The organism is Actinoplanes italicus (assembly GCF_003001815.1).
Lineage (GTDB): Bacteria > Actinomycetota > Actinomycetes > Mycobacteriales > Micromonosporaceae > Actinoplanes > Actinoplanes italicus.
The window spans coordinates 151,890-177,801 of sequence record NZ_PVMZ01000009.1; the positions used below are offsets into that span (position 1 = coordinate 151,890).

The following is a 25,912-nucleotide window of genomic DNA, read 5'->3' on the forward strand; positions in this document are numbered from 1 at the left end:
TACCGGCTGGACGGCTTAATCCGACACGGCAGCCTTCGTTCCGGACGGGGGAGCGACCCGAATCCGGCGATGACGCGCCACGTTGGGAACGGCGGTGGCCACCAGAATCAGCGCGGCGGTGCCGAAGGCGCACCACATGACGGCCGTGAAGGTGTGCGGCACGACCCACACGGCGGTCACCACGAGCACCGCGGTGCCCGTCCACAGCGGAGCCGACGGCCACTTCGCCCCGGCCGCCACCTGGGCGTTGATCAGCACGAACACCAGGGCGTAGACGGCACCGGTGGCCGCGAAGACCGGCGCGTACCGTCCCAGGTCCACGTAGTCCTCACCGCCGGCGACCCGGAACGCCAGCCCACCGGCCACCGCGGACGCCGTGACGAGGACCGTGCCCGAGACGGCGACGAGGCCGAGCGCGAGCAGCAGTGCACGTTTGCTGCCCTGCGCGAGCCGGGGGAGGACCAGCACGGTGACGACCTGCGGCGCCCAGATCGCGCCCTTGGTGAGCACGGTGCCGACCGCGTACGCCCCGGACGCGTCACCCGGCAGCAGGTACCGGGCCAGCAGGAAGTCGGCGTAGGAGACGACCAGCATGGCCAGGGTCGCGGAGCAGGCCGTGAAGACCTGCCGGGCGGTGATCGTGAGGCCGGACCGGACCCCGCGGATCGACCGGGCCAGCACGGCCAGCACGGCCGGGATCAGCAGCGCGGTGGCGGTGCCGATCAGCATCGACCCGGTCACCCCGGCGCCGAGCAGCAGCCCGGCGCTGAGGCCGCCGTACCGCCCGGCGGCCAACACTGCCATGCCCGCGGCGAGACGCAGGAACCGTTCGTCGCCCTGCAGCTCGCCGAGCCAGCGCCCGGCCACCACGATCGCCCCGGTGTAGGCGGCCAGGAGCAGCATCACCGTGACCGGCACGTCCAGCAGCGGGCCTGCCACCGGGGAGAGCAGCGCGACCAGGGCGGCGCAGGCCGCGGCGGTCAGCCACCCGGCGCGGCGGGCGGTGGCACCGGGCCTCTTGGCCCGGTGCACGGCGACCGCGATCTGCAGGCCCATGCTCGGCACTGCGACGATGCCGGCGATGGCCAGCACCGAGTTCAGGGCGCCGAGGTCGGAGGGCGCGAGGGTACGCGCTCCGAGCACCGGCACCAGATAGCCGAGCGCACTGGTGATCGCGCTGGCGACGGCGACCGCCGCGACGCCGGCGCCGATCCGCGGCGCGGCGGTGGCTACAGCCGGCCCTCTTCCACCGCCTGCGTGATCCACGGGATCACCTCGTCCAGCATCGTGTCGAGGCTGGTCTCGGCGGTGAAGCCGAGCACCTCGCGGGCCTTGGCGACGTCCGGCACCCGCATCGCGACATCGTGGGCGAACGGCTCGTCACTGACGTACCGGAAAGGGGTCTCCGGGCCTTTGATCTTGCGCCAGATGACCTCGGCCAGCTGAAGCACCGTGGTCGACTCGGCGGTGGAGAGGTTGAAGTCGTCGTTGAGCGCGGCCTCGTGCTCGATCGCGGTCGCGATGCCGCGCGCCAGGTCACCGCCGTAGGTGTAGTGGCGCACCTGGTCGCCGGCGCCCAGCACGTGCAGCGGGTCCTGGCCCTTGAGCACCTTCTGCACCAGGTCCGGGACGACGTGCGACATGGCCAGCTTGACGTTGCCGGACATCACCTCGGCCGAGCCGAGCGCGCGGCCCTCGCCGATGCCGACGCAGTTGAACGGCCGGACGATCGTGTACGGCAGTTTGTACTGGTCCCAGGCGGCGCGGGCGTAGTACTCGACGGCGAGCTTCTGGAAGCCGTACGACGAGATCGGCGGCGGCACCTCGAGCTGGTCGCCCTCCTTGCTCGGCCACCGGTCGGTCGACTCGAAGACCATCGACGACGACACGTAGGTGACCTTCTTGAGCGTCCCGCCGTTGCGGTGCGCCGCGATCGCCGCGTCACACGACGACGCCATGATCCGCTCGTTGGTGGCGAGGAGGTCGTACGCGTACGCGTGGAAGTAGGAGATGCCACCGATCATCGCGGCGCCGGCCACGAAGTGGTCGCAGCCCTCCAGCAGCCGGGTCACCAGCTCGGTGTCCCGCGCGTCGCCCTCGGTGAAGTGGTAGTTCGGGTGGTCGTCGTAGCTGTGCGACACCGGGCCGTACTTGGAGAAGTTGTCGAGTCCGACGACCTCGTGCCCGCGGCCCAGCAGTTCCTCGACCAGATATCCGCCGATGAAACCGGCCGAGCCGGTGACCAGCACTCTCATGCGGGCGTGTCCTCCCTGTGTCGTCCACTCACCGGAGCCGGCGTGGGCCTCTTCTCCGCCCAGCGGGCGGCCATCTGCTCGTCCGACATGCGCCGGCCGAACGCGAAAAAGTACCAGCGCAGATAACTGGGCATGAACCGGCCCACGTCGAAGTGTGACTCGCCGAGTTGGCGGTCGAGCCAGATCGTCGGGATCTCGGCGACGGGCCGGCGCAGGCGGGTCGCCTTGGCGGTCAGCTCGATGCCGATCTCGAAGCCGGTGTTCGACTCGATGCCGACCTCACGGACGAAATCGGTGTCGTACGCCTTGAAGCTGTTGGTGGCGTCGCGGGTGCCGACCCGGGCGAACGTCTTGAGCGTCTTGCCGGCCCACCGGGACGCGATCCGCTTGAACCGGGGCCCGCCGACCTGCTGCCCGCCGGGCATGTAGCGCGACGCCGCCGCGACCACCACGCCGCGGTCGACGAGCCGGGCCAGGTCGTCGATCTGCTGCGGGTCGTCGCAGCCGTCGGCCATGGTCACGACCGCGACCGGCGCGCGGGCCGCGTCGATGCCGAACCGGATGGCGTTGGCCGGCCCGCGCCCGTACGTGTTGAGTACGGCCCGCACCCGCGGATCGGTGCGCGCCAGCTCGGTCACGTAGGGGACGGTCGTGTCCTCGGGCATGTCGTGCACGACCAGTATCTCGGCGGGCAGCAGCACCTCCCGCAAAATCCGTTCCAGGTGGCGGACCACCTCCGGCCCCTCGTTGTAGACCGGGATGACCACCGATACCCGTGGCGTCATCACACCAGCACCCCCTGACCCGTGAGTCCCCACATGTCGATGACCGGTTTCTCGGTGTCGAGCTGCTTGTAGTCCTGGTGCGGCGACGCGATCACCAGCAGGTCGGCGCGCTTGAGCACGTCGTCGAGCGGCAGGAAGCGGTCGTCACGCACGTAGGGATCGGTGCAGAGGGTCTCCCGCGCCTTCAAGGTCAAGATCTTGCGCAGTTTGTACGCGAGACTGTCGCGTGAGTCGTCGGAGCCGCCCTTGAACGCCATCCCGAGGATGCCGACGCTCAGCTCGCCCAGGTCGAACCGGTCCTCCAGCCGCGACACCAGGTACAGCGGCAGACCCTCGTTGATCAGCATCGCCGAGTGGCCGAGCACGAAGTTGTTCCGGTTGAACGCGGCCAGCTGCATCGTGTCCTTGAGCAGGCACGGCCCGGCGGCGAACCCAGGCATCGGCAGGTCGGCGGCGCGCGGGTAGTCGTAGGACACCGCGTGCCGGATTCGCGCGAAGTCGAGCCCGAAGTCGTTGGCCATCATCCAGAACTGGTTGGCCGCCGCGAACTTCAGATAACGCCAGGTGTTGGTGAACAGCTTCGCCAGCTCGGCCTCCTCGGGCTCGAGCGTGACGATCGAGTCGGTGAGGTGCCGGAACAGCTTCTCGGCACGATCGAGGGCCTGCGGCGTACGCGCGGCGACGATCTGCGGCAGCGTGAAGAGCTCCGTCATCGCCCTGCCCTCGGCGATGCGTTCCGGGCAGAACGCCACGTCGACGTCGAGCCCGCGGCTCTTGAGCAGCTTCTCGGTCAGTGCCGTGACACCCGGGTAGACGGTGCTGCGCAGCACGATGAGCTGGCCGTCGTGCAGGTACTCGACGCAGCGCTCGATCGCCCGCGGCACCGCGCCGAGGTCGGGGTTGAGGTGCTCGTCGACCGGCGTGCCGACGACCACGACCAGGGCCTCGGCGCGTCCGACGGTCTCGGGGGCGGTGCTGGCCCGCAGCCGGCCGGCGGCCAGCGCCTCGGCGAGCGGCCCGGCCGCACCCTCCTCGTCGAACGGCATGACACCCGAGTTGACCCGGTCCACGGCCGCCGCGTCGATGTCGTAGAGCAGCACGGAGAGGCCACGCGAGGCGAGCGCGATGCCCAGCGGCAGGCCAACCCGGCCACAGCCGCCGACCACGCAGACGTCCACGCCGGGAACGTCCAGGGAATCGGTCATTTCGCCTCGCAATCGCCTAGGTGCCGCCGATCTGTGTCGGCTCTGTATCGGCTTGGTGTCGGCTCGTGCAGGTTACTGGTGAGGAAACTTCAGGTCTAGTGCGAGCTTGGGCCGGGCATTTCGGTTACCGGGGCACGGAGTTGAGAGTTGCTCTTCAAAGGTGCCCCGACCTGTCAGAAGTGGCATGGCTGTGGCAACCTGCTGTCGTGTCCATGGCCCCGCAACCCGAGCGCAGCTCACCGCCACCCGCACCGGCCGGTGGAACACCGATCCAGAGCATCGGCCTCACCGTGACCGCTGTGGCAGCGCTGCTCATCGTGGTGAGCGTCGGCGCCCGGGCGGTGATCGCCCATCGCGGTTACCTCACCTACGACGACTTCCCGCTGATCTCGATGGCGGAGAAGAACGGGCTCGCGCCCGATTACCTGTTCGGCCTGTTCAACAACCACCTGATGCCGGGTGGTCAGCTGGTCACCTGGATCACCCACCACACCGGCGGGTTCACCTACACGCCGTACCTCGTGCTGCTCATGGCCGGGCAGCTGACGGTCAGCATCGCGCTCTACCGGCTGCTGCGCCTGATGCTCGAGCCCGGCTGGGCGGTCCTCGTGCCGCTGTCGATCTTCCTGTTCAGCCCGCTCACGCTGGAGGCCACCTCCTGGTGGGCGGTCGGGATCAACATGCTGCCGATGCAGCTGGCGATGATCCTGGCGGTGGGCGCCCAGGTGAAGTACATCCGGACCCGCCGGCCCAAGCACCTCGTGACCCTCGGCCTGTCGATCGTGCTCGGCCTGTTCTTCTTCGAGAAGGCGCTGCTCGCGGTCGCTCTGGTCTTCCTCACCACGCTCTGCCTGTACACCCGGGGCGGGCCGTTCCGGTCCTTGTGGACCACGATCCGCACCTGGTGGCAGTCGTGGGCGGTGCTGACCAACATCTCGGTGCTGTTCCTGCTCTTCTACCTGGCCCGGTCGACCTCCTCGCTGCGCCGCCCGTCCTCGGTCGACGAGGTGCTCACCTTCATCACCCAGATGTTCGGCAACACGCTGCTGCCCGGCCTGATCGGCGGGCCGTGGGAGTGGATGGCCGCCGGTGACGGAGCCCCGGTGACCGCGCCCGCCGAGGCCTATCGCTGGGCCGCACTGGCCGGGGTGGTGCTGCTGATGGCGTTCACGGTGTGGCTGCGCGGCACCGAGGCGGCCCGTGGCTGGCTGCTGATGTTCCTGTACACCGCGCTGGTCGCGGGCCTGCTCGGTGCGACCCGTCTGGGATCGATCTACAGCGGCGTGGCCGGCGCGGTGCCCCGGTACATCGCGGACGTGGTGGTGGTCGCGGCGATCGCGGTCGGCGCGGCCCTGTGCGGGGTGCGCCGCGACGGGATCGAGACGCTGACCGCGCCCGAGCGGCCGCGGGCCCGGCTGCTCACCGTTCCGAGGGCGCTCCCGGTCATGGCCGCGGTGCTGGTGGCTCTGATGGTCAGCGCCGGATTCACGACGCTGCGCTTCGGCGACGAGTGGGCGGTCAAGAAGGGCCGCGACTACCTGCTCACGGCCACCGCCGAGCTGGCGGCGGCCCCGGCCGGCACGGTCTTCATGGACCAGCCGGTTCCCGAGGACGTGGTGGGCCGCCTGTCGCAGCCGTACAACAAGCAGTCGGAGTTCTTCGCGCCGTTGGAGAAGGGCCCGATCTTCGTCACCCAGTCCAAGGTCCTGTCGGCGTTCGACGAGCAGGGCCACATCCGGCGGGCCTGGGTGAACGGCGTCGGCGCCCGGCCCGGTCCGCGGCAGGGCTGCGGGTACCGGCTGTCCGGATCGCCGATCAGCATCCCGCTGCGGGGCACTCTGCTCGACTATTGGCATGTGGTGCGGATCGCCTACCTCAGTGACAAGGACACCTCGGCGACGGCCCGGATCGGTACCGGCGAGGTCGTCCCGTTCGACGTGCACCGGGGGCTGAACGAGATCTTCCTGCTCGCGTACGGCGGCGGTGACTTCGTCGAGGTGGACCTCGCTGACCGCACGGCCGGCGTCTGCACCGACGAGATCACGGTGGGCCAGGTCGTACCGGCCCCGGCGGGGTAGTGCGCCGGGGACCGGTCCTCCACGCGATCGCGGGCACCGTCACCGCGATCGTGCTCGCGCCGCTCGTGCTGCCCGGCTACGTGCTGCGCTACGACATGGTGTTCGTGCCCCGGCAGCCGCTGAGCTGGGAGATGGTGGCGCCCGCCGACGAACTGCCGCGGGCCGTGCCGCTGGACGCGGTGGTGTCGGCGGCCAACCTGGTGATGCCGGGCTGGCTGCTGCAGCGGATCGCCCTGGTGGCGATCGTCTACCTGGCCGCGCTCGGCGCCGCCCGGCTGCTGCCGACCGTGCGCCTGCTGCCCAAGGTGGTGGCCGCCTTCGCCTACGCGTGGACCCCCTACCTGGCCGAGCGGCTCCTCCTCGGCCAGTGGGCGCTGCTCCTGGCGTACGCCTGCCTGCCCTGGCTGGTGGCCGCGGCGCGGGACGTGCGGGCCGGCCGTCGTGGCGCCCTGCCGCGCCTGGTGGTCGCCGCCGCGCCGGCCGCGCTGACGCCGACCGGCGGCCTGATCGCGCTGGTGACCGTCGCCGTGCTGCTCCCGCTCCGGCGGCGGGTCACGGGGCTCGCCCTGGCCGCGGTGGCCGCCCTGAACGCGCCCTGGCTGGTGGCCGCGCTGACCAGCCCGGCCGGTGGCGCCTCGGACCCGGAGGGGGTGGCCCAGTTCGCGGCCCGCGCCGAGAACTGGGCGGGCTCGTGGGTGGCGCTGGCCGGGACCGGCGGCATCTGGAACGCGCAGACCGTGCCGGCCAGCCGGGCGTCGGTGCTGGTTCCGCTGGTCACCCTGCTGCTGCTCGCGGTCGCCGTGCCGGGGCTGCGCGAGCTGCGCCGCCGCTGGCCCGGCGGTGCGGACCGGCTGTTCGTCCTGGCGGCCGGTGGGTTCCTGCTGGCGCTCGCCGGGGTGCTGCCGACGGCCGCGCTGCTGGAATGGGCCGTCGTGCACGTGCCGGGAGGCGGGCTGCTCCGCGACGGACAGAAGTTCCTCATCCCGTACGCCCTGGTCCTGGCCCTGGGTTTCGCCCTCGGTTCGGAACTGCTCGCCGCCCGGCTGGAGCGCCGCTGGGATCCGGCCTCCGGGCGTGCCCTGCTCGCCGCGGCTGCCCTGCTGCCGGTGATCCTGCTGCCGGATCTCGCGTTCGGGGCCATGGGTCAGCTCAAGCCGGTGCGCTATCCGGCCGATTGGGACGTGGTGGCGGCCCGGGTGGCCGAACGACCGGGGGAGGTGCTGTCGTTGCCGTTCGAGGGCTACCAGCGGTACGCCTGGACCGGCGGCGTGGTGGTGCGCGATCCGGCGCCCCGCTACCTGCACTCGCCCGTACTGATCAACGACGCCCTGCGGGTCGGTGCCGTGACCGTCGGCGGCGAGAACCCGCGGGCGTCCGCGGTCGGTGCCCTGCTGGCCGCCGGCCGTCCCGTGTCAGCTGCGGGAACGCCGTGGGTGCTGGTCCGCAAGGGTGCCCAGGAGCCGCCCAAGAGTGTCCTTTCAGGGCTGCGCCTGATCCATGACGGCACGTACCTTCAGTTGTGGGAGAACCCGACGGCGCCCGCGGTCCTCAGGGAGGCGGACACCGGTCGCCGGGCGGCGGCGCTGGCCGCCCATCTGCTGGCCGCGGCGGTCGTGCTCAGCGGGGTATTTGCAAGACTGCTACTGGGCAGTAGATCGTGGTACGGTCCGCGCACCCACGAATCCGGGGAGGAAAGATCATGGCCAAACTGGCCACGTTCATCGTCGCGACGTTCGCCGGGGGAATCCTCGGTGTCGTCGGAGTGTTCGCGGCGGTCAGCGCCGTGAACCCGTCCGCCGACCACGTCGCGAGCGTGAGCAATGTCGATCCGCAGCAGGGTGCGGCGGCGTACGGCTCCCGCTGAACGTAGTAACGGATTCGGCCGGTCGGCGTTCGCGCTGACCGGCCGATTCTCGTTCGTGCTCCGCTTCCTGGCGGGCCTACCGCACCGGCTGGTCGGCCTGGACGTGCTGGCCTCCGCCGAGCCGGCGGGCGACCACCTCGGAGAAACCGTCGCCGGCCTTCTCCCAGGTGAAGCGGCTGGCGTGGACCGCGGCCGCGAGTCCCATGGCGGTACGCCGCTGGGCGTCCAGCAGCAGCGCGCGCATCTGCAGGAAGAAGTCGTACTCGTTCTCGACGAGCACGCCGGTCTCGCCGTCGTGCATGGCGTCGGCGACCCCGCCCGCCGAGCGGAACGCGATCGACGGCGTGCCCCGGACGCCGGCCTCGACGATGGTCAGGCCCCAGCCCTCCTTGAGCGAGGGCACCAGCAGCAGCCACGACTCACAGAGCAGCTGGTGCTTGTGCTCCTCGGTGACGAAGCCGGTGAACCTGACCCGGTCCTCGATACCCAGGTCGGCGGTGAGTTGCCGCAGCGGTTCGTCCCACCAGCCCTGCCCGGCCACCACCAGTTCGATGGTGGGCAGTTCCAGGGCGAGCAGCGCGGTGGCCCGCAGCGCGAACTCGACCCGCTTGTGCGGCACGAGACGGCCCAGGACCATCAGGCTCGGGTTCGGGGTACGCGCGGTCGGCGGCCCGGTGACCTCGGGGGTGCCGTTGTGCACCACCGAGATCCGGTGCCGGTCGACGCCCAGGCCGACGAGCTCCTCGCGGGTCGACTCGGAGACCGTCACGTACTGGCAACGGCGGTAGACACGGATCGCCAGCACCGACTCGATCCACCAGCCGATCCGTGCCAGCCGGGGGCCGAACACCACCGGCCACTGCTCCCGGTGCACGTGGTGGACCAGGGCGATCACCGGCTTGCGGGCGTAGAGACGGCTGAGGAACGGCATGCCGTTGCCCACGTCTATGATCAGGTCCGGTCGGCCGAGGCGGCGTCGGGACAGTGGTCCGAAGCCGAGGAAGCCGAGCAGGTAGGTGACAGCGGCCATCAGGTAGACGGTGTGCCGTCCACCGCGGCGGACGATCCGCACCCCGGCCGGGGTGGTCTCCTCCGCCGGGGCGGTTCCGTATGCCTGGCACAGCAGGGTCACGCGGTAACCGTGGCGCACCAGTTCCGTGGCCACCCGGTCCAGGTAGAGCTCTGATCCCCCGCCCTCGGGGTGTTCGGTGTCCCGCCAGTTCAGGAACAGGACGTGACCGCCGCAGGCATCCGTCATGGTCTACTCTGCCATCCCTACTAGCGAGTACGATTCGCGGTCGCGTCACACTAGGTCAGCTCTGGGAACGTACGCAACGGGCGCGTCACATCGGGAGGAGCCGCGTGAGCGAAGGGAGCCTCCGCTCGCGACCGGAGTTCTGGCCGGTCACGATGCTGAGCATCGCGCTGATAGCGGTACTCGCGGGATGGTCTGGATTTACGTATATCGATCGAACTCGTAGCGACCCGCCGTGCCGTGAACGCACCGTCCTGCGGGTCGCGGCGGCGCCGAGCATCGCTCCGCCGGTCCGCGAGGTCGCCGCACGCCTCACGGCCCGCGACGCCTGCCTCGACCTGGTGGTCGAGGAGCGCGAGTCGTCGGAGGTGCTGCGCGCGGTCTCGCGTACCGCCCCGGATGCCAATGTCACTGCTTCCGGATCGGCTTCCGCGAGCCCGTCCGGAGCAAAATCGGCGAGTACGAGTGCCGGACCGGCCCTCGAACTCGCCGAGACGGCCTCCCCGAACCCCGACGTGTGGGTGCCCGAGTCGACCCTGTGGCTGCGCCGGGCCCGCTCGGCGGGTGCCTTCGGGGTGCCGGCCGAGGGCATCTCGGTGGCCACCACGCCCGTCGTGGTCGCCCTCGACCAGCGCACCGCCGACCGGGTCGGCAGGGGCGGGCTCGCCTGGGCCCGCCTGATCGGCGCGAACAAGCCGCTCGTCCCGGTCGCGCTGCCGGACCCGGCGACCAGCCCGCTCGGTTTCGGTGGTCTCGTCGGGATCCGCAACATCGCCAAGGGCAACGCGCCCGCCACCGCGGGGATCATGCGCCGGCTGTCGCCGTACACCGTCTCCACCGCTGGTGAGGCCGCACCCGACCCGGTCGGCCCCGGCAAGGGTGAGACCGGTGTGATCAGCACCGAGCAACAGGTGCTGTTCGCGGCCGACGGTGGCCGCAAGCAGATCGCGGTCTACCCGGCGGCGGCCGTGCCCGGTCCCGACTACCCGTTCGCCGTGATCACCGCCGAGGAGCAGCCCCGCGAGTACGCGGCCGAACTGCTGCGCGCCCTGCTCGCCGAGACCGGCGCCTCGGTGATCAACGGGCACGGGCTGCGCACCCCGTCCGGCGGCGCCCCGGCCGGCATCGCGCCCGCCACCAGGGTGCGCACGGCCGCGTACGCCCCGGCCGCGCTGCCGTCCGAGGCCGACGCCGAGACGCTGCTCAACGCGTGGGGTGGTGTCCACCTGAGCGCCCGCATGCTGGCCGTCTTCGACATCTCCGGCTCCATGGCCGCGGTCGTCCCGGGAGCCGACGAGTCCCGGCTGCAGGCCACCGTCAAGGCCGCGCAGGACGGCGTGAAACTGCTGCTGCCCACCACCGAGCTGGGCGTCTGGGAGTTCTCCACCGACCTCGACGGCAAGCGGGACTACCGCGAGGTGGTGCCGGTCGGACCGATCGGGCCGCGGCGCGACGAGATCCTGCGCAAGGTCAGCAGGATGGAGGTCGAACCGGACGGGACCACCGGCCTCTACGACACCGCGCTCGCCGCGTACCGCGACGCCACCCGCAACTGGACGCCCGGCCGGATCAACATGGTCTTGATCCTGACCGACGGCACGGACGACAACGCGAGCGGTATAAGCCGGGCTGAACTGCTTCGTGAGCTGGGCAAACTGGCCGATCGCAAGCGTCCGGTGCCGATCCTGTTCATCGGTGTCGGTCCCGAGATCGACGCCGCCGAACTGAACCAGATCGCCAAGGCCACCGGCGGCCAGGTCGCGCTGACCGAGAAGCCGTCCGGGATCCGCCAGATCTTCTACACTGCGCTGGCCGAGTTCAGCTGCCTGCCTCCGGAGTGCCGCCGATGACCGCCGCCCTCCGGGAGCGGACGCCTGCCGTGACCACCGCGCCCGCCGTGGACACCGTGCCGCCGAGCCCCAGCCGTCACCTGCTCGCCGCCGCCGGCGCCCTGGTCCTCGTCGTGCTGGCGTTCCTGCAGCGCCCGGGGCGGATCACGTTCGACACCAAGCTCGACATGGCGGAGAACCCGATCGCCTTCATGGAGCGGGCCCTGCACCTGTGGAACCCGTGGTCGGCCTCCGGCGAGCTGCAGCAGCAGGCCTACGGCTACCTGTTCCCGATGGGGCCGTTCTTCGCGGCCGGTGACCTGCTGGGCATCCCGCCGTGGATCACCCAGCGGATCTGGTGCGCGCTGCTGCTCTGCGCGGCGTACTACGGCACGCTGTTCCTGGCCCGCGCCATGCGGATCGGCAACGACACCGGCCGGATCGTGGGCGCGCTCGCGTACGCCCTCGCGCCCCGGATGCTCACCGAGATCGGCCCGCTCTCCTCGGAAATGCTGCCCGTGGTGTTCCTGCCCTGGGTGATGCTGCCGCTGGTCTCCTGGCGCAGGCTCGGTTCACCCCGCCGGGCCGCCGCGCTCTCCGCCCTGGCCGTGCTGTTCATGGGCGGCATCAACGCGGCCGCCGTGGTGATGGCCCTGGTGCTGCCCGGTCTGTGGCTGCTCACCCGGCGCTGGGACCGGCAGCTGTTCGCGCTGATCTTCTGGTGGGGCGTATGCGTCCTCGGCACGACCCTGTGGTGGATCGTGCCGCTGCTGCTGTTCGGCGAGTACAGCCTGCCGTTCCTGGACTTCATCGAGTCGTCCGGCACGACCACCGCGGTCACCTCGCTCTACCAGGCGTCGCGCGGCACCAACCAGTGGGTCGGCTACATCGTTCAGGGCGACCCCTGGTGGCCGGCCGGCTGGACGCTCGTCGACAACCCGGCCCTGATGGCCGCGACCGCCGTGGTCGCGGCGCTCGGACTGGCCGGACTCGCGATGCGCGGGCTTCCCGAGCGGCGCTTCCTGATCATCGGCGCGCTGACCGGCCTCACCCTGCTGACCGTCGGTTACGTCGGCACCCTGGACAGCCCGTTCGCCCCGCTGGTCCGCGAACTGCTCGACGGTCCGCTCGCCCCGCTGCGCAACGTGCACAAGTTCGAACCGGTGCTGCGGCTGCCGGTCGTGCTGGGCCTGGCCTACCTGGCGAGCAAGGCGTTCACCTGGCGGCGGTTGCGCCTGCGCGTGCCCGCGAGCCCGGTCGTCGCCCTGCTCCTGGTCGTCGCGGCGGCACCCGCCGGGATGACGCTGCTGCGCCCCGGTCCCGGCTGGACCGAGATGCCCGGCTACTGGCAGGAGGCCGCCGACTGGCTCACCGACTCCGACGCGCAGGCGCGGACCCTGGTCGTGCCCGGTTCCGGGTTCGCCCAGCACACCTGGGGCCGGACCGTCGACGAGCCGATGCAGCCGCTGGCCGGCGCACCCTGGTCGACGCGTAACCAGATCCCGCTCAGCTCCGAGGGCAACATCCGCGTGATGGACGCGGTCGAGGCCGTCCTCGAACAGGGTCGCGGCTCACCGGCGCTGGCCGAGTTCCTGGCCCGCTCCGGCTACAAATACCTCCTGGTCCGGCACGACCTGGACCGCGCGGCCTCCGGGGCGCCGCCGATCGCGGTGGTCCGCCAGGCGATCGCCGGCTCGCCCGGCCTCGCGCCCGCCGCGCAGTTCGGCCCGCTGGTCGGCGCCGGCGGCGCGGCGACCAGCCCGGTCGACGCGACGGTCTCCGTCCCGGCCATCGAGATCTTCAGAGTGACGAAGACGGTCCCGCAGGTCTCGGCCACCGCTCTCAAGGACGTGCCGCTGCTCAGCGGTGGCCCGGAGTCCCTGATCCCGGCCCTGGAACAGCGCCTGATCAACGGTGAGCAGCCGGCCGTGCTGGCCGGTGAACGCGGCGGTCTGCTGGGCCTCGACGGAGGCGAGTCGGCGGCCCGGCCCATCGTCACCGACGGACTGCGCCGCCGGGAACTCAACATCGGCCGCGTCCGCGACAACGTCAGCCAGACACTCACCAGGACCGAGAAGACCAGGCAGGGCCGGGTACGCACGGACCTGATCCCGTTCGACGCCCGAGGCCACCAGACCGTCGCCGAGTACCAGGGCATCCGCTCGGTGCAGGCCTCCAGCAGTGCCGGATTCGCCGACTCGATCAGCGCCACCGACCCGTCCGGCATGCCGTTCGCGGCCCTCGACGGCGACGCGGCCACGGCCTGGCGCTCCGACCCGTACCAGGGTGGTGTGGGGCAGTGGATCGACGTCGAGCTGGGCACCGCCAAGCGGGTCACCTCGGTCACCGTCGACTTCTCCGCCGACCTGCGGATCGCGGCACCGGTCGCGATGGTCCGGCTCACCACCGACCAGGGCATCGTCGACCGGCTCGTGCCGGAGACCCCGGGACCGCACACCCTCTCCACGCTGCCCGGCCTCACCACGGGCATCCGCGTCACCGTGCTCGCCCTGCAGAGCGGCTACGAGGGCGCCGTGGCACTGCGCGAGCTGGGCGTGCCCGGCCTCGAAGCGGAACGCGGCCTGCGGGTGCCCAACGACATCAAGAGCACACCGACGCCGTCGTACGCCTTCGCGCGCGACGCCCAGCAGCGCGGCGCCTGCTTCCCGGCCTCGACGGAGGCGGGCAGCACGATCCGCTGCGATCAGTTCCTTGCCCGGCAGGGCGAGGAGCCCCTCGGTGTGGACCGCTACTTCACCACCCCGGCCGACGGTGCCTACGACCTGCGGCTGACCGCCCAGGTCCGGCCCGGCGCCACGGTTCCGCTGAAGCTGCCGGTCACGGCCACGGCGACGACCGTGCTCGGCGGTGACGTGACGGCCGGTGCGCACGCCGCCGTCGACGGTGATCCGGCCACCGCCTGGCTGGCCGAGCCGACCGACGACGAGCCGGTGTTCACGCTCTCCTGGAAGGGCAACCGCCGGATCGACCGGGTCCGCCTCGTCGCTCCCGAGTCGCCGGTCGCGGCCCGGCCCACCAAGGTCGCCGTGCGGGCGGCAGGGAAGGACGTGGTCGCCGAGGTCGGCGCGGACGGCTGGGTGCGGTTCCCGGCGGTCACCACGAACCGCCTGCAGATCGTCCTGGGCGAGACCGAGCGCGTGATCGCCGACCCCCGCGGACAGGGCTGGCCCGCTCCGGCCGGGATCGCCGAGATCGAGGTGCCCGGCCTGAACGGGCTGCTCACCCCGGCCGCGGACACCACCGCGCTGGCCGCCGCCTGCGGCACCGGGCCGACCGTCGAGATCGGCGGCGTCGCCTACCCGACCTCGGTCGCTGGGACGCTCGGCGACGCGCGGTCCGGCCGCGCCCTGCCGGTGACGATCTGCGACGACTTCGCCATCGAGGCGGTGCAGCTGCCGAAGGGTGACCAGCATCTGCGTACCGTGCCGTCGGCGGCGTTCGTGATCGACACGGCCACGGTCGTCCCGGACGGCGCGAAGGACGAGGTGCCGGCCGTCACCCACCGGACCGTCACGGCCGGCGAGTGGCGGGCCACCGAGCGGACCGTCACGGTCGCCGCCGGTGAGGCCGCGCTGCTGGTGGTGCCGGAGAACCACAACGCCGGCTGGGCCGCCACGCTGAACGGCGCCGAGCTGCGCCCGGTCCGCGCCGACGGCTGGCAGCAGGCGTTCGTGCTCCCGGCCGGCGACGGCGGCACGGTGATCTTGCGCTTCACCCCGGACGAGCCGTACCGTACCGGTCTTGCGGCCGGAGCGGGATGCATCCTGCTGGTCGTGATCCTGGCGTTGCTGCCGGTCCGGCGGCGCGCCGTCCCGGTTCGCCGTCCGCTCGCGCGGGCGTTCACCGCGGCCCCCGGCGGGGACTGGTGGATGCTCGTGCCGCTGATGGTGCTCGCGGTCGTGATCGGCGGCCCGGCGGGTGCGGCGTTCCTGCTGGCGGCTCTCATAGTGCGGCAGGTCCGGCCGAACTATCTGCCTGGACTCGCTTTCGCGAGTGCGGCGGTGGGCATCGGGGTCGCGGTCGGCGGCCGCCTGATGGGACATGGGCAGGAGTGGGCGTACGGCGCCGCGGTTCAGCTGGCGATGCTGGCCGCCGTGTGTGCGGTGGCCGCGGCCGCGGCCCGGTCCTCGGGACGGCCGGAGAAGGAGATATCCGTGGACGACCAGGCGATCAGCGCGCACCGGGCCACCCTCGGCCGTTCGGTGCGGCTGTTCCGTACCTTCCTGGTCGAGCAGTCCGATCCCGACCGGTTCTACTCGATGCTCGCCGAGGACTCGGTGAACCAGCTGACGGCGTACGCCGATCTGACCGGCGCCCGGGTGCTGGACGTCGGCGGGGGTCCCGGATATTTCGCCTCCGAGTTCGAGAAGGCCGGCGCTTCGTACCACGGCCTCGACCCGGCTGTCGGAGATTTCGCCGACGCCGGCGCCAAGGTCGCCGGAATGGTCCGGGGCAGTGGCACCGCCCTGCCGATCCGGACCGCCGCTCTGGACGTCTGCTACTCCTCCAACGTCCTCGAGCACGTCTCCGAACCGGAGAAGATGCTCGACGAGATGGTCCGGGTGACCCGCCCGGGCGGCATCGTCTTCGTGTCTTTCACACCGTGGTGGTCACCGCATGGCGGACACGAGACCGGACCCTGGCACCTGCTCGGCGGAGAACGTGCCCGGCGCCGTTACCTGCGGAAATTCGGCCGTGAGCCGAAGAACCGTTACATGGAGACACTCTTCCCGGTCAGCGCCGCACGGATGATGCGCTGGACCCGGGCCGCCCGCCGTGCCGGCGATGTCACGGTGGTCGATGTGATTCCGCGCTATCACCCCTGGTGGGCCCAGTGGGTGGCCTCGGTGCCGGTGCTGCGGGAGTTCGCGACGTGGAATTTCACGGTCGTGCTCCGGCGCGAAGGTGAGTCCGTTTCAACAAGCGTTCAGGAAGATGTGGCCAGGGTCTCGCTTCCTGATGTGACTCAGTAGTAACCTCCTGCAAGCTCGGCATACACACACTCCTGCCCAAATTCTGTTTCCACCTCGTGGAGGACATATGAAGTCCCGCGTCATCGGCACCGTGCTGTTCGGTCTCGGCGTCTTGGCGCTGGTGTTCGCCGGCGGACTCGCGTTCGTCGTGGCACCGACGGCCGCGCAGCTCCCGTACGACATGGAGCTCACCCAGTCGGTGGCCGAGGCGCCGAACGCCCGTTTCATGCAGATCACCAACGGTCAGGTCGCGGTCAACACCGCCACGCTCCGCTCGACGGTCACCGTCCAGCCCGACTCCGGTTCGACCGCCAAGCTCAGCGGCGACCTCGACGGCACCGCGCTCGTCTGGGTGGCCGGTCAGCAGGTCCAGCGCGTCGACAACAGCGAACTGATCAGCGCCTACAGCACGTCCCTCGCCGTGGACCGCGAGACCGGTGCCGCGCAGAACTGGGACGGCCAGTGGCTGGACACCGGCAGCGACCGTCAGCCGGTCAAGTACGAGGGCCAGGTCTACAAGTTCCCGTTCGGCACTGAGCAGAAGACCTACAAGATCTACGACCGGGACATCCTCGCCGCTCGCGACGCGCAGTTCGTCAAGACCGAGGAGATCCAGGGTCTGGAGACCTACCAGTTCACCCAGGAGCTCGCCAACGAGACCCAGGAAGTCCCGAAGGACCGGCTCTCGGTCATCCTCGGCTCCCTGATCCCGGGCGCGACCGACGGCTCGGTGAAGTACAGCAACACCCGTACCGTGTGGGTCGAGCCGAAGACCGGCGCGTACATCCGGGTGCAGGAGCAGCAGAAGAAGCAGCTCGTCGCCACCGACGGCCGTTCGGTCGACATCCTCGACGCGACGTTCGCCTACACCGACGACACCGTCACCAAGTCGGCGAACACCGCCAAGGACAACCTCTTCATGCTGAACCTGGTCAGCCTCTGGGGTCCGATCGCCCTGGTCGTCCTCGGCCTGGTGCTCGCGATCATCGGTGGTCTCCTGATCGCCCGCAGCTCGCGGACCGCCCCGGTCGCGGTCCCGGCGCAGTGGGCCGGCTCGCCGCGGCACGCCGCCAAGGACTCCGAGGACGACACCACCCAGGTGACCGCCCCGGCCGACAAGGCGTAACAGCGCAACTCCACAACCGCGCCACCGGGCTCTACGCTCGGTGGCGCGGTTTTTTCGGGCCCTCACAACGCACCGGCCGATGACGTGACCTTCGGGTAATCGGCGACGCACTTTCAAGTGACCACGCGGAAACCGGGACTTCCTAGGTTGGTGTGGAAGCAAGTTAAACGTGAAGGGGTGCCAGTGGCTGCCGATGTCACCCGGGTGCGAACCGTCTGCGGGTACTGCGGCGTCGGCTGTGGGATGGTGCTCGACGTAGCGCGCCAGGACGACGGCCCGCTGAAGGTGATCAAAGCGAGCGGCGACCGGGAACACCCGGCCAATGCCGGTCGCCTCTGCACGAAGGGTGCGACCAGCGCCGAACTGCTCGCCGCGCCGGGCCGGCTGGACACCGCGCTGATCCGGGCCGGCCGGGGCGCCGCTCCGGCACCGCTGGGTGTGGACGCCGCGATCAGTGAGACCGCCCGGCGGCTGCGCTCGATCATCGACGAGCACGGACCGGACTCGTTCGCCATGTACGTCTCCGGCCAGATGACCCTGGAAGCCCAGTACCTGGCGAACAAGCTGGTCAAGGGCTTCATCGGGACGAACAACATCGAGTCCAACTCGCGGCTGTGCATGGCCAGCGCGGGCACCGGATACAAGCTGTCGCTCGGCTCGGACGGCCCGCCCGGCTCCTACGACGACCTGGATCACGCCGATCTGTTCCTGGTGATCGGCTCGAACATGGCCGACTGCCACCCCATTCTCTTCCTGCGCATGATGGAGCGGGTCAAGGCCGGCGCGAAGCTGATCGTCGTCGACCCCCGGCGCACCGCCACCGCCGAGAAGGCCGACCTCTTCCTGCAGATCCGCCCCGGCGCCGACCTCGCGCTGCTCAACGGCCTGCTGGGGTTGATCACGCCGGACCTGGACTTCATCGAGTCGTGGACCGAGGGCTGGGAGGCGATGCCGGAGTTCCTGGCCGACTATCCGCCGGACCGGGTCGCCGAGCTGACCGGACTGTCCGAGGACGACATCCGTACCGCCGCGCAGTGGATCGGCGAGGCCGGGAACTGGGTGAGCCTGTGGACCATGGGCCTCAACCAGAGCACCCACGGCACCTGGAACACCAACGCCCTGATCAACCTGCACCTGGCGACCGGTGCGATCTGCCGCACCGGCAGCGGGCCGTTCTCGCTCACCGGCCAGCCCAACGCGATGGGCGGCCGCGAGATGGGCTACATGGGACCCGGCCTGCCGGGCCAGCGGTCCGTGCTCGTCCCGGCCGACCGGGAGTTCACCGAGAAGGCCTGGGGCGTACCGGCCGGGACCCTGCGCACCGAGGTCGGCAAGGGCACCGTCGACATGTTCGAGCAGATGGCGGCCGGGAGGATCAGGGCCTGCTGGGTCATCTGCACCAACCCGGTCGCCTCGGTCGGCAACCGCCGGACGGTCATCGCGGGCCTGGAGGCCGCCGACCTGGTGATCACCCAGGACGCGTTCGCCGAGACCGAGACCAACGCCTACGCCGACATCGCGCTGCCCGCCGCCATGTGGTCCGAGGCCGAGGGCGTCATGATCAATTCGGAGCGCAACCTCACCCTCGTCCACCCGGTGGTCCCGGCCCCGGGCGAGGCGCTCGCCGACTGGCAGATCATCGCCCGCGTCGCGACCGAGATGGGTTACGGCGCGGCCTTCACCTACGGAACGGCAGCGGAGATCTTCGAAGAGATCAAGACCTTCGCCAACCCTCTGACCGGGTACGACCTGCGCGGCGTCACCTACGAGATGCTGTCCGGCGGTCCCGTCCAGTGGCCGGCCCCTCCCGGCAGCGGCCGCCGCAACCCGATCCGCTACCTCTCCTCTGCTCCCGCGTCAGCCGCACCGGGTTCAGTGGGGTCGGCCGCGCCCGTTTCGCTACGGTTCGCCACGCCCAGCGGCAAGGCGATCTTTCATCCCCGGCCGCACACCGACCCCGCCGAGATGCCGGACGACGACTACCCTTTCGTCCTCAACACCGGCCGCCTGCAGCACCAGTGGCACACCATGACCAAGACCGGCAAGATCGCCAAGCTGAACCGCCTCAACCCGGACCCGTTCATCGAGATCAACGCGATCGACGCCGAATGGTTCGAGATCACGGTCGGCGACCTGGTCGAGATCGCCTCCCGGCGCGGCCGGGCCGTACTGCCCGCCGTGGTCACCGACCGGGTCCTGCCCGGCAGCTGCTTCGCCCCGATCCACTGGAACGACCTGTTCGGCGAATACCTCAGCGTCAACGCGGTCACCAGCGACGCCGTCGACCCGCTGTCCTTCCAGCCGGAACTCAAGGTGTGCGCGGTCTCTCTCACCCGTGTCTCCGCCGCTCCCGCTCCTGCCTTGCCGGCAGCTTCTTCTTTTGCCGGGGTGGCCGCTTCGGGTTCTGGTGCGTCCGTTGTCGGGGCGGCGCTCGCCGGCGGTGCCGACCTGCTGGCGCGGCTCGGGCTCGACCCGGCGCCGCCCGCTCTCGACGAGGACCAGCGGCGCTACCTGGCCGGCTTCCTCGCCGGAGCCACCCTGCGGCCGGGACCGTCGGTGCTGCCGGAGGGCGCACCCTTCGACCACGGCACGGCCATGTGGGTCAACGGCCTGCTCGCCGGGGTGCTCACAGCCGTACCATCGCCGGGGTCTTCTCCCACCGCGAAGCCGCCGGCCGGACGCCTGCAGGTCCTGTGGGCCTCCCAGACCGGCAATGCCGAGGATTTCGCTCGCGTCGTGGCCGGGCGGCTGTCCGAGACCGGGCGGCAGGTGAGCGTGCTCGGCATGGACGGCCCGGCCGCCGACCTGCTCGATCCGGGAGCCGACCTGCTCGTCGTGACCAGCACGTTCGGCGACGGCGACGCGCCCGACAACGGGACGAGCTTCTGGGACTCGCTCACCGGCGACGGCGCGCCCCGCCTCGACGGCCAGCGGTACGCCGTGCTCGCTTTCGGAGACTCCAACTACGACGACTTCTGCGGACACGGCCGCCGCATCGACGAACGGCTCGCCGAGCTCGGCGCCGTCCGGCTGGCACCCCGGGCCGACTGCGAACCCGACTTCGAGCAGACCGCCGGCGGCTGGCTCTCCTCGGTTCTCGACGCCCTGACCGAGGCCGCTCCCGTCGCCGTCTCCACCGCGCAGGCCCTGTCCGCTGCGGCGGCCGCCTCCGCCGTACCCACCTCGGTCACCGCACTCTCCACCAGCGCCGCCACGCCGGTGAAGGCCGCTCCGCTCGCGGCGACCCTCGTCGGCAACCGGCTCCTGAGCCTGCCCGGCTCCGCCAAGGAGGTGCGACGGTTCACCTTCGACACCGGCGGGCTGCTCGACTACCAGGCCGGCGACGCCCTCGGCGTGTGGCCGGTCAACTGCCCCGAACTCGTCGACGAATGGCTGGCCATCACCAACCTGCCCGCCGACACGGTCGTCCACCTCGACCGTCTCGGTGCCTTATCCCTGGCGGAGGCGCTCACCCGGCATCTCGACATCACCCGGGTCACCACCGACCTGCTGCGCTTCGTGGCCGAACGCAGCGGCTCCGGCCAGATCAAGACCCTGCTGCGCGCCGACAACAAGGGCGAACTCGCCAAGTGGACCTGGGGCCGCCAGGCCGCCGACGTGATCGCCGAACACGCGGTCGACGCCACCGCCCAGGAATGGGCCGCAGCGCTGAAACGGCTCCAGCCCCGCCACTACTCGATCAGCTCCACACCGGTCGTCGACCCCGCGCTGGTCAGCCTCACCGTGTCGGTGGTCCGCTTCGACAACCACCGTGGCCGTACCCGCAAAGGCGTCTGCTCCACCCACCTGGCTGACGCGTCCCCCGGCGCCGAGGTGCCGGTCTTCGTACAGCGGGCGCCGCACTTCCGCCCGCCCGGCGACCCCAACATCCCGATGATCATGGTGGGCCCCGGCACCGGCGTGGCCCCGTTCCTGGGCTTCCTCCAGGAGCGGCAGGCGACCGGAGCCCCCGGCGGCAACTGGCTGTTCTTCGGAGAGCAGCGCAGCACCACCGACTTCTACTACGCCGAGGAGCTGGAGGCCCTCCGCGCCGACGGCATCCTGAGCCGCCTGGACGTGGCGTTCTCCCGGGACCAGCGCGCGAAGGTCTACGTCCAGGACCGGATGCGCGAGAAGGGCGCCCAGCTGTGGGCCTGGCTGCAGGCCGGAGCCCACTTCTACGTCTGCGGCGACGCGAGCCGCATGGCCCGCGACGTCGACCGGGCCCTGCACGACATCGCCGTCAACCACGGACGCCTGACCCCCGAGGCCGCCACCACCTACGTGAAGCAGCTGGCCACCGAAAAGCGCTACGTCCGAGACATCTACTGAACGTCTCCCCCCACCCCACCCCACCCCACCCCCCCGCCCCGCCCCCGCCTCCGCCCCACCCCCATCGCGGCGATCTTGTGGGGTTTGGGTCGGTCGGCGGGCGAAACCCGGCAAGATCTCCGACGAGTTTCTCGCCGCCCACCCCCATCGCGGCGATCTTGTGGGGTTTGGGTCGGCCGGCGGGCGAAACCCGGCAACTTCTCCGACGAGTTTCGCGCCGCCCGCCCCACCGCGGCGATCTTGTGAGGTTTCGGCTGCTCACGTGGCGAAAGGTCACAAGATCTGCGGGGGCACCGTGGTGACCCGCGGCCCGCGGGTCAGCGCACCGCGGGTCAGCGCACCGCGGGTCAGCGCACCGCGGGTCACCGCACCGCGGGTCACCGCACCGCGGCTCAGGCCATGCGCGTGATGGCGGCGCGCAGACGAGCCAGGTCACGCCGTCGCTGTTCCATCGTCGTGGCGACACCGACGAGCAGCAGCCCGCCCACCGCGAGCGGCACCCAGCGAGGCACCAGATCCCAGAACTGGATCAGTTCATGTAGCGCGACCAGCGACAACGTGCCCCCGCCGGTGATGACCGGGGCCTGCAAGCGGGCGCGCGCACCGGCGAGAAGCACGAGCAGCGCACCCACCCCGAGAAGCAGCCGCCGCAGGTAGTGCGGTTCGTCCGCGGTGCTGTTCGCGATCACGGCGAGCGTGGGCAGGAACGCCGCGGCCAGCGCGGGCCCGTAGGCGGTCCACGACGGCAGTTCAGGCCGTCCCCGGCGGGCGAACCAGCCGGCGACCACGGCCAGCACAGCGGCAGGCAGGGTGTAGATCTCGACGGTCTCCACATCCCGCGACGACAGCAGGAACCACCAGCCGGCCAGCCCTGTCGAGCCGGCCGCGATCGCGTAGCGGAACCGGGTGCTCCGCGTCTCACCGGGCCGCAGCGCGCGAACCGTCAGGACCAGCGCCCACAGCTTGCAGACCAGCGCGGCCCATCCCAGACCGTCCGCGATCAGCAGCGCGACCAGAGCGGACGCATGCCCCACCACGAACGGCGCACGAGCCTCGACCGCCCGCCGACCACGAAGCACCCACTCCAGCCCGATCACCAGAGCCGCGGCCCCGAGGACGAAGAGCGACGGTCCGGCCGGGCCGACATCGATCAGATCCCCGATGGTGTACGAGAGAACGACCACCGAAACACTCCCGGCAGTCCACCCCGCGACCCGATCGGACTGAAGCCGCCCGAACAACCCGGCCACGACGGACGTACCCACCACCAGCCCGAGAGCCGCGATGCTGGCCCCGTGACCGGCAGCCGACCCGGCGAGCCCCGCACCCGCCAGCACCACGAACAGCACCGCGAGCACATTGCCCACCACATACCGAACCGGGGCGAGCACCACGGCCAGCAGCCCGGCCAGCCCGGTCACGAGCCCGGCGATCGGCACAGCCGGCCACGAAACCCCGGCCGCCGCGAACACCAGCGGAACAAGCACCGCCACGAACGGCGCGGCAGCCCACCCCGCCACCAGCACAGGCCCGGCAGGGCGTCGCTCCGGTCGCTCGGCCGCCGGGGCACTGCCGCCGCGGGAAGCCGCGTCCGGAAGCGGTGAACTGGTGACATGCCAGCCCGCGGCGGCGGCCGCGACGGCGGCTCCGGCGAGGGCGACGATGGCGGACCAGGTGACCGGCGACTGCACCGGCGGAACGCCGGACCAGATGTCGTCCAGGGCCGTCCACGGCTCCAGCAGGACGACCGCCAGGTCGGGTGCGGTCAGCAGGAGCAGCGCCACCCCGGGCTGCAGCACGGCGAGCAGCGCATTTCCGCCGCGTGCGCCGGGGAGAGGCAGCAACGCCACGACGAGCAGGAGCCCGGCCGCGGCGTAGAGCACGGCCGGATCGCTGCCGGGTACGGCCCAGATCGGTGCGGTCGCCGCGGCGAGCAGGGCGACTCCGAGCGCGTGCGGCCCGTACCCCGGAAGCCGTCGGCCGACGGCGTGCGCGATCAGGCAGAGGAGTACCGCGACGCCGAGCGAGACCCGCACCCGCCCGGTGACCGGCACGTCGGCCGCGAACAACGCCAGCCAGACGGCCGGCGGTGCCGCGAGGAGCCCCACGGTGAAGGACCCGGCACCGACGTCCGCGCCGCGCGGGGCGTTGCGCAGGGCCAGGGCGGTGCCGACGCCGAGCACGGTGACCGCGCCGAGCACCGCGGCCGCGACCTCGGCCCGCCCGCAGCCGATGATCACGGCATGGCCGACCATGACGAGGGCCACCGCGATCCGATACAGGGCCTCCTGCAGGGTGCGTGACCGGGCGGCGGCGATCAGCGCCACCGCGCCGACGGCGACACCCGCCACCGACGCCGTCCACCACGGCAGCCCGAAGGCCGCCGGAACCTGGAGCCCCAGCAGGGCCGATGCGGTAAGGCCCAGGTCGGCGAGGGTCCGGCGGGGCAGCAGGAGGGCGTACGCGACCGCGGTGAGCACGGTGGCGGCCGGCATGTCGTGCTGCAACCCGTTGACGGCAGCGTCGAAGGACGCGTCGAAGACCGGCCCGGCCGCTTCCCGGCTGCGAATCGCGCCGGCGACCGCCGCGAGCAGAACCGTGACGGCTGGTGCCGCGCCCACGATGAGCGCCCCCACCCAGGCCCCGTCCCCGACCGCAGTGGGAATCCACCGCCGCCCCGACTCCCCGCCGGCCACGGAGGAGGCGTGAGGTGGAGGACTTGCTGAGGGTGAAGGGGCACCGGCGGGCCGCGGCAGGCGGCGGGGAAGCCGGGCCACGACCGCCGCGATCAGGAGGGCCACCAGGGCGATCCGGCCGGCGTGCCAGGACGAGTCGCGGACGTCGATGGGCAGCGTCCAGGCCCAGCGCGCCAGGGCGACCCCCGAGGTCACCACGAGCAGACCGGCGGCGATCGACTGGGCGAGCGCCAACCGTGCGAGGAGCGCCCACGTGAGGACGACGGCTGGTGGCAGCAACAGGATCAGACCGGTCACGGCGGCGTCGGCCGGTCCGGTGGCGAAGGTCAGGTCGGCCAGGGCCAGGACACCGGCGGTGGTGGCGGAGAGAAGACCGCAGACGTACGTGACGACGCCCGGCCCGTCGGCCGCGAATCGGGCCGGGCGGAACCGCAGGACGGCGACGTCGAGGGCCGCGGTGGCGGTGAACGCCAGGGACCAGCCGGTCAGGTCGGCCTCGGCGGTGGCGGCCAGGAGCGGGAACACCGGCTGGGCCATGAGCAGCGCGGCGATGCGCGGGCCACGCAGCCCGGTCGGGATCGAGTAGCCGAGAGCGATGGCCGCAGTGACGGCCAGCACCGCGGCCGCGTACCCGCTCGGTTCCAGGCCCCGGACCCGCAGGAGGTCGACGGCCCACGCCGCGTAGCCGTCCATCAGGATCATGAGCAGCCCGACGGCCGCGAGGGTCTCGGCGGCGGCGGTGAGGCCGCGCCGGGCGGCGAACGGCGGCACCGCGAGGACGGCGGCGGTCGCTCCGGCGAGCAGCAGCGCCCGTCCGGTGACGCCGACCTGCGCCCAGGCGACGGCGGTGAACACCGCGGCGGCCACCACGAGCAGCAGCCCGCCGAGGGTGAACAGAACGTTCTGGACGGTGAGCGTGCTCAGCTTGGGCTCAACCGGCTCCGAAGGCGTGGACGCGAGAGCGGGCGAAGGCGTGGACGCGGGAGCGGGCGAAGGCGTGGACGCGGGAGCGGGCGAAGGCGTGGACGCGGGAGCGGGCGAGGAACCGGACGTGAGAGCGGGCGAGGGAACCGGCGCGGGAGCAGGCACGGGCGACGGCTGCCGGCGAGCGACGACACGGGCGGCGATCTGATTGCGGCGCGCACGGGTGTCGTGGAGACGCCGATCCAGGCTCGTGACCAGGGCCCTGGCCTCCTGCAGCTCGGTGCTCAGGCCGGCCAGCTCGGCGTCGAGGCGGATCACCTCGGCGGCCTCGAGGTCGGGTCCGGCGCCGCAGGCGGGGCAGCCGTCCGGCAGGGCGGCGGTGGCGCCGCAGCGCGGGCAGGGATAGGACGTGGTCAAGGCCGTTCCCGAGGTCAAGGAGATGTGGAAGCACAGCTTCGCGCATCGATGCAACCCGCGGAACAGGCGATTCGGCCGGTACGGGCTCCGTGATGAACCCGATGCGGTCCACGCCGGTAGTAGAGGGGGAGGACCGCCGCACGAAGGAGACC

General features: G+C 71.5%; 12 protein-coding genes. 6 read left to right on the plus strand and 6 right to left on the minus strand.

Translation table 11 applies throughout. The features are described from left to right. Positions 1–15: 15 nt before the first annotated feature. From CLV67_RS22745 to CLV67_RS22760, 4 genes are read right to left on the minus strand one after another with little or no spacing between them, the layout of a single operon-like run. Positions 16–1,266 (minus strand): MATE family efflux transporter, encoded by a 1,251-nt coding sequence (locus tag CLV67_RS22745; RefSeq protein ID WP_203737193.1) that lies wholly within the window; start codon positions 1,264–1,266, stop codon positions 16–18. Continuing rightward, the gene (locus CLV67_RS22750; protein WP_106321594.1) at positions 1,230–2,255 is read right to left on the minus strand and encodes an NAD-dependent epimerase/dehydratase family protein; all 1,026 of its coding nucleotides are present in this window, start codon (positions 2,253–2,255) and stop codon (positions 1,230–1,232) included. Before CLV67_RS22750 ends, CLV67_RS22745 begins: the two co-directional genes overlap by 37 nt. Continuing rightward, positions 2,252–3,040: a glycosyltransferase family 2 protein gene (locus tag CLV67_RS22755; protein ID WP_106321596.1), complete on the minus strand. Its 789-nt coding sequence runs from the start codon at positions 3,038–3,040 to the stop codon at positions 2,252–2,254. The genes CLV67_RS22750 and CLV67_RS22755 overlap by 4 nt, the downstream gene beginning before the upstream one ends. Next, entirely contained in the window at positions 3,040–4,245 is a 1,206-nt protein-coding gene (locus tag CLV67_RS22760) for a nucleotide sugar dehydrogenase (protein ID WP_106321598.1), read from the minus strand. Before CLV67_RS22760 ends, CLV67_RS22755 begins: the two co-directional genes overlap by 1 nt. 206 nt (positions 4,246–4,451) lie before the next feature. Between CLV67_RS22760 and CLV67_RS22765 the strand changes: the two genes are divergently transcribed. Continuing rightward, a complete protein-coding gene (locus CLV67_RS22765) occupies positions 4,452–6,323 on the plus strand; it encodes a hypothetical protein (protein ID WP_146169259.1) in 1,872 nt (623 codons plus the stop codon). Next, positions 6,323–8,110: an MmpA family trehalose lipid delivery protein gene (locus CLV67_RS22770; protein ID WP_239166446.1), complete on the plus strand. Its 1,788-nt coding sequence runs from the start codon at positions 6,323–6,325 to the stop codon at positions 8,108–8,110. The genes CLV67_RS22765 and CLV67_RS22770 overlap by 1 nt, the downstream gene beginning before the upstream one ends. Positions 8,111–8,263: 153 nt before the next feature. Here the strand turns inward: CLV67_RS22770 and CLV67_RS22775 are convergent, their stop codons facing one another. After that, positions 8,264–9,445 (minus strand): glycosyltransferase family 4 protein, encoded by a 1,182-nt coding sequence (locus CLV67_RS22775; protein WP_106321602.1) that lies wholly within the window; start codon positions 9,443–9,445, stop codon positions 8,264–8,266. A gap of 104 nt (positions 9,446–9,549) precedes the next feature. Here CLV67_RS22775 and CLV67_RS22780 point away from each other — a divergent pair, with 104 nt between their 5' ends. From CLV67_RS22780 to CLV67_RS22795, 4 genes are all read left to right on the plus strand, one after another. Continuing rightward, complete coding sequence (locus CLV67_RS22780; protein WP_106321604.1) at positions 9,550–11,292, plus strand: substrate-binding domain-containing protein; 1,743 nt, start codon at positions 9,550–9,552, stop codon at positions 11,290–11,292. Beyond that, positions 11,289–16,265, plus strand: a complete 4,977-nt coding sequence (locus CLV67_RS22785) for an alpha-(1->3)-arabinofuranosyltransferase domain-containing protein (protein ID WP_106322013.1) — start codon at positions 11,289–11,291, stop codon at positions 16,263–16,265. The genes CLV67_RS22780 and CLV67_RS22785 overlap by 4 nt, the downstream gene beginning before the upstream one ends. A gap of 67 nt (positions 16,266–16,332) precedes the next feature. Beyond that, a complete protein-coding gene (gene pgfA, locus CLV67_RS22790) occupies positions 16,333–17,391 on the plus strand; it encodes a cell envelope lipid trafficking protein PgfA (protein ID WP_106321606.1) in 1,059 nt (352 codons plus the stop codon). 183 nt (positions 17,392–17,574) lie between these two features. Then, on the plus strand, positions 17,575–21,723 hold the full coding sequence (locus CLV67_RS22795) for a bifunctional nitrate reductase/sulfite reductase flavoprotein subunit alpha (protein WP_106321608.1): 4,149 nt from the start codon (positions 17,575–17,577) through the stop codon (positions 21,721–21,723). A 392-nt stretch (positions 21,724–22,115) separates the two neighbouring features. Here CLV67_RS22795 and CLV67_RS22805 read toward each other — a convergent pair whose 3' ends face one another. Then, entirely contained in the window at positions 22,116–25,760 is a 3,645-nt protein-coding gene (locus CLV67_RS22805) for an SCO7613 C-terminal domain-containing membrane protein (RefSeq protein WP_106321610.1), read from the minus strand. Positions 25,761–25,912 lie beyond the last annotated feature (152 nt).

Bases quoted from the DNA above. Each gene is read 5' to 3' on its own strand.
- CLV67_RS22750 (WP_106321594.1), bottom strand. From the start codon at position 2,255: ATGAGAGTGCTGGTCACCGGCTCGGCCGGTTTCATCGGCGGATATCTG.
- CLV67_RS22755 (WP_106321596.1), bottom strand. From the start codon at position 3,040: ATGACGCCACGGGTATCGGTGGTCATCCCGGTCTACAACGAGGGGCCG.
- CLV67_RS22760 (WP_106321598.1), bottom strand. From the start codon at position 4,245: ATGACCGATTCCCTGGACGTTCCCGGCGTGGACGTCTGCGTGGTCGGC.
- CLV67_RS22775 (WP_106321602.1), bottom strand. From the start codon at position 9,445: ATGACGGATGCCTGCGGCGGTCACGTCCTGTTCCTGAACTGGCGGGAC.
- CLV67_RS22785 (WP_106322013.1), top strand. From the start codon at position 11,289: ATGACCGCCGCCCTCCGGGAGCGGACGCCTGCCGTGACCACCGCGCCC.
- pgfA (WP_106321606.1), top strand. From the start codon at position 16,333: ATGAAGTCCCGCGTCATCGGCACCGTGCTGTTCGGTCTCGGCGTCTTG.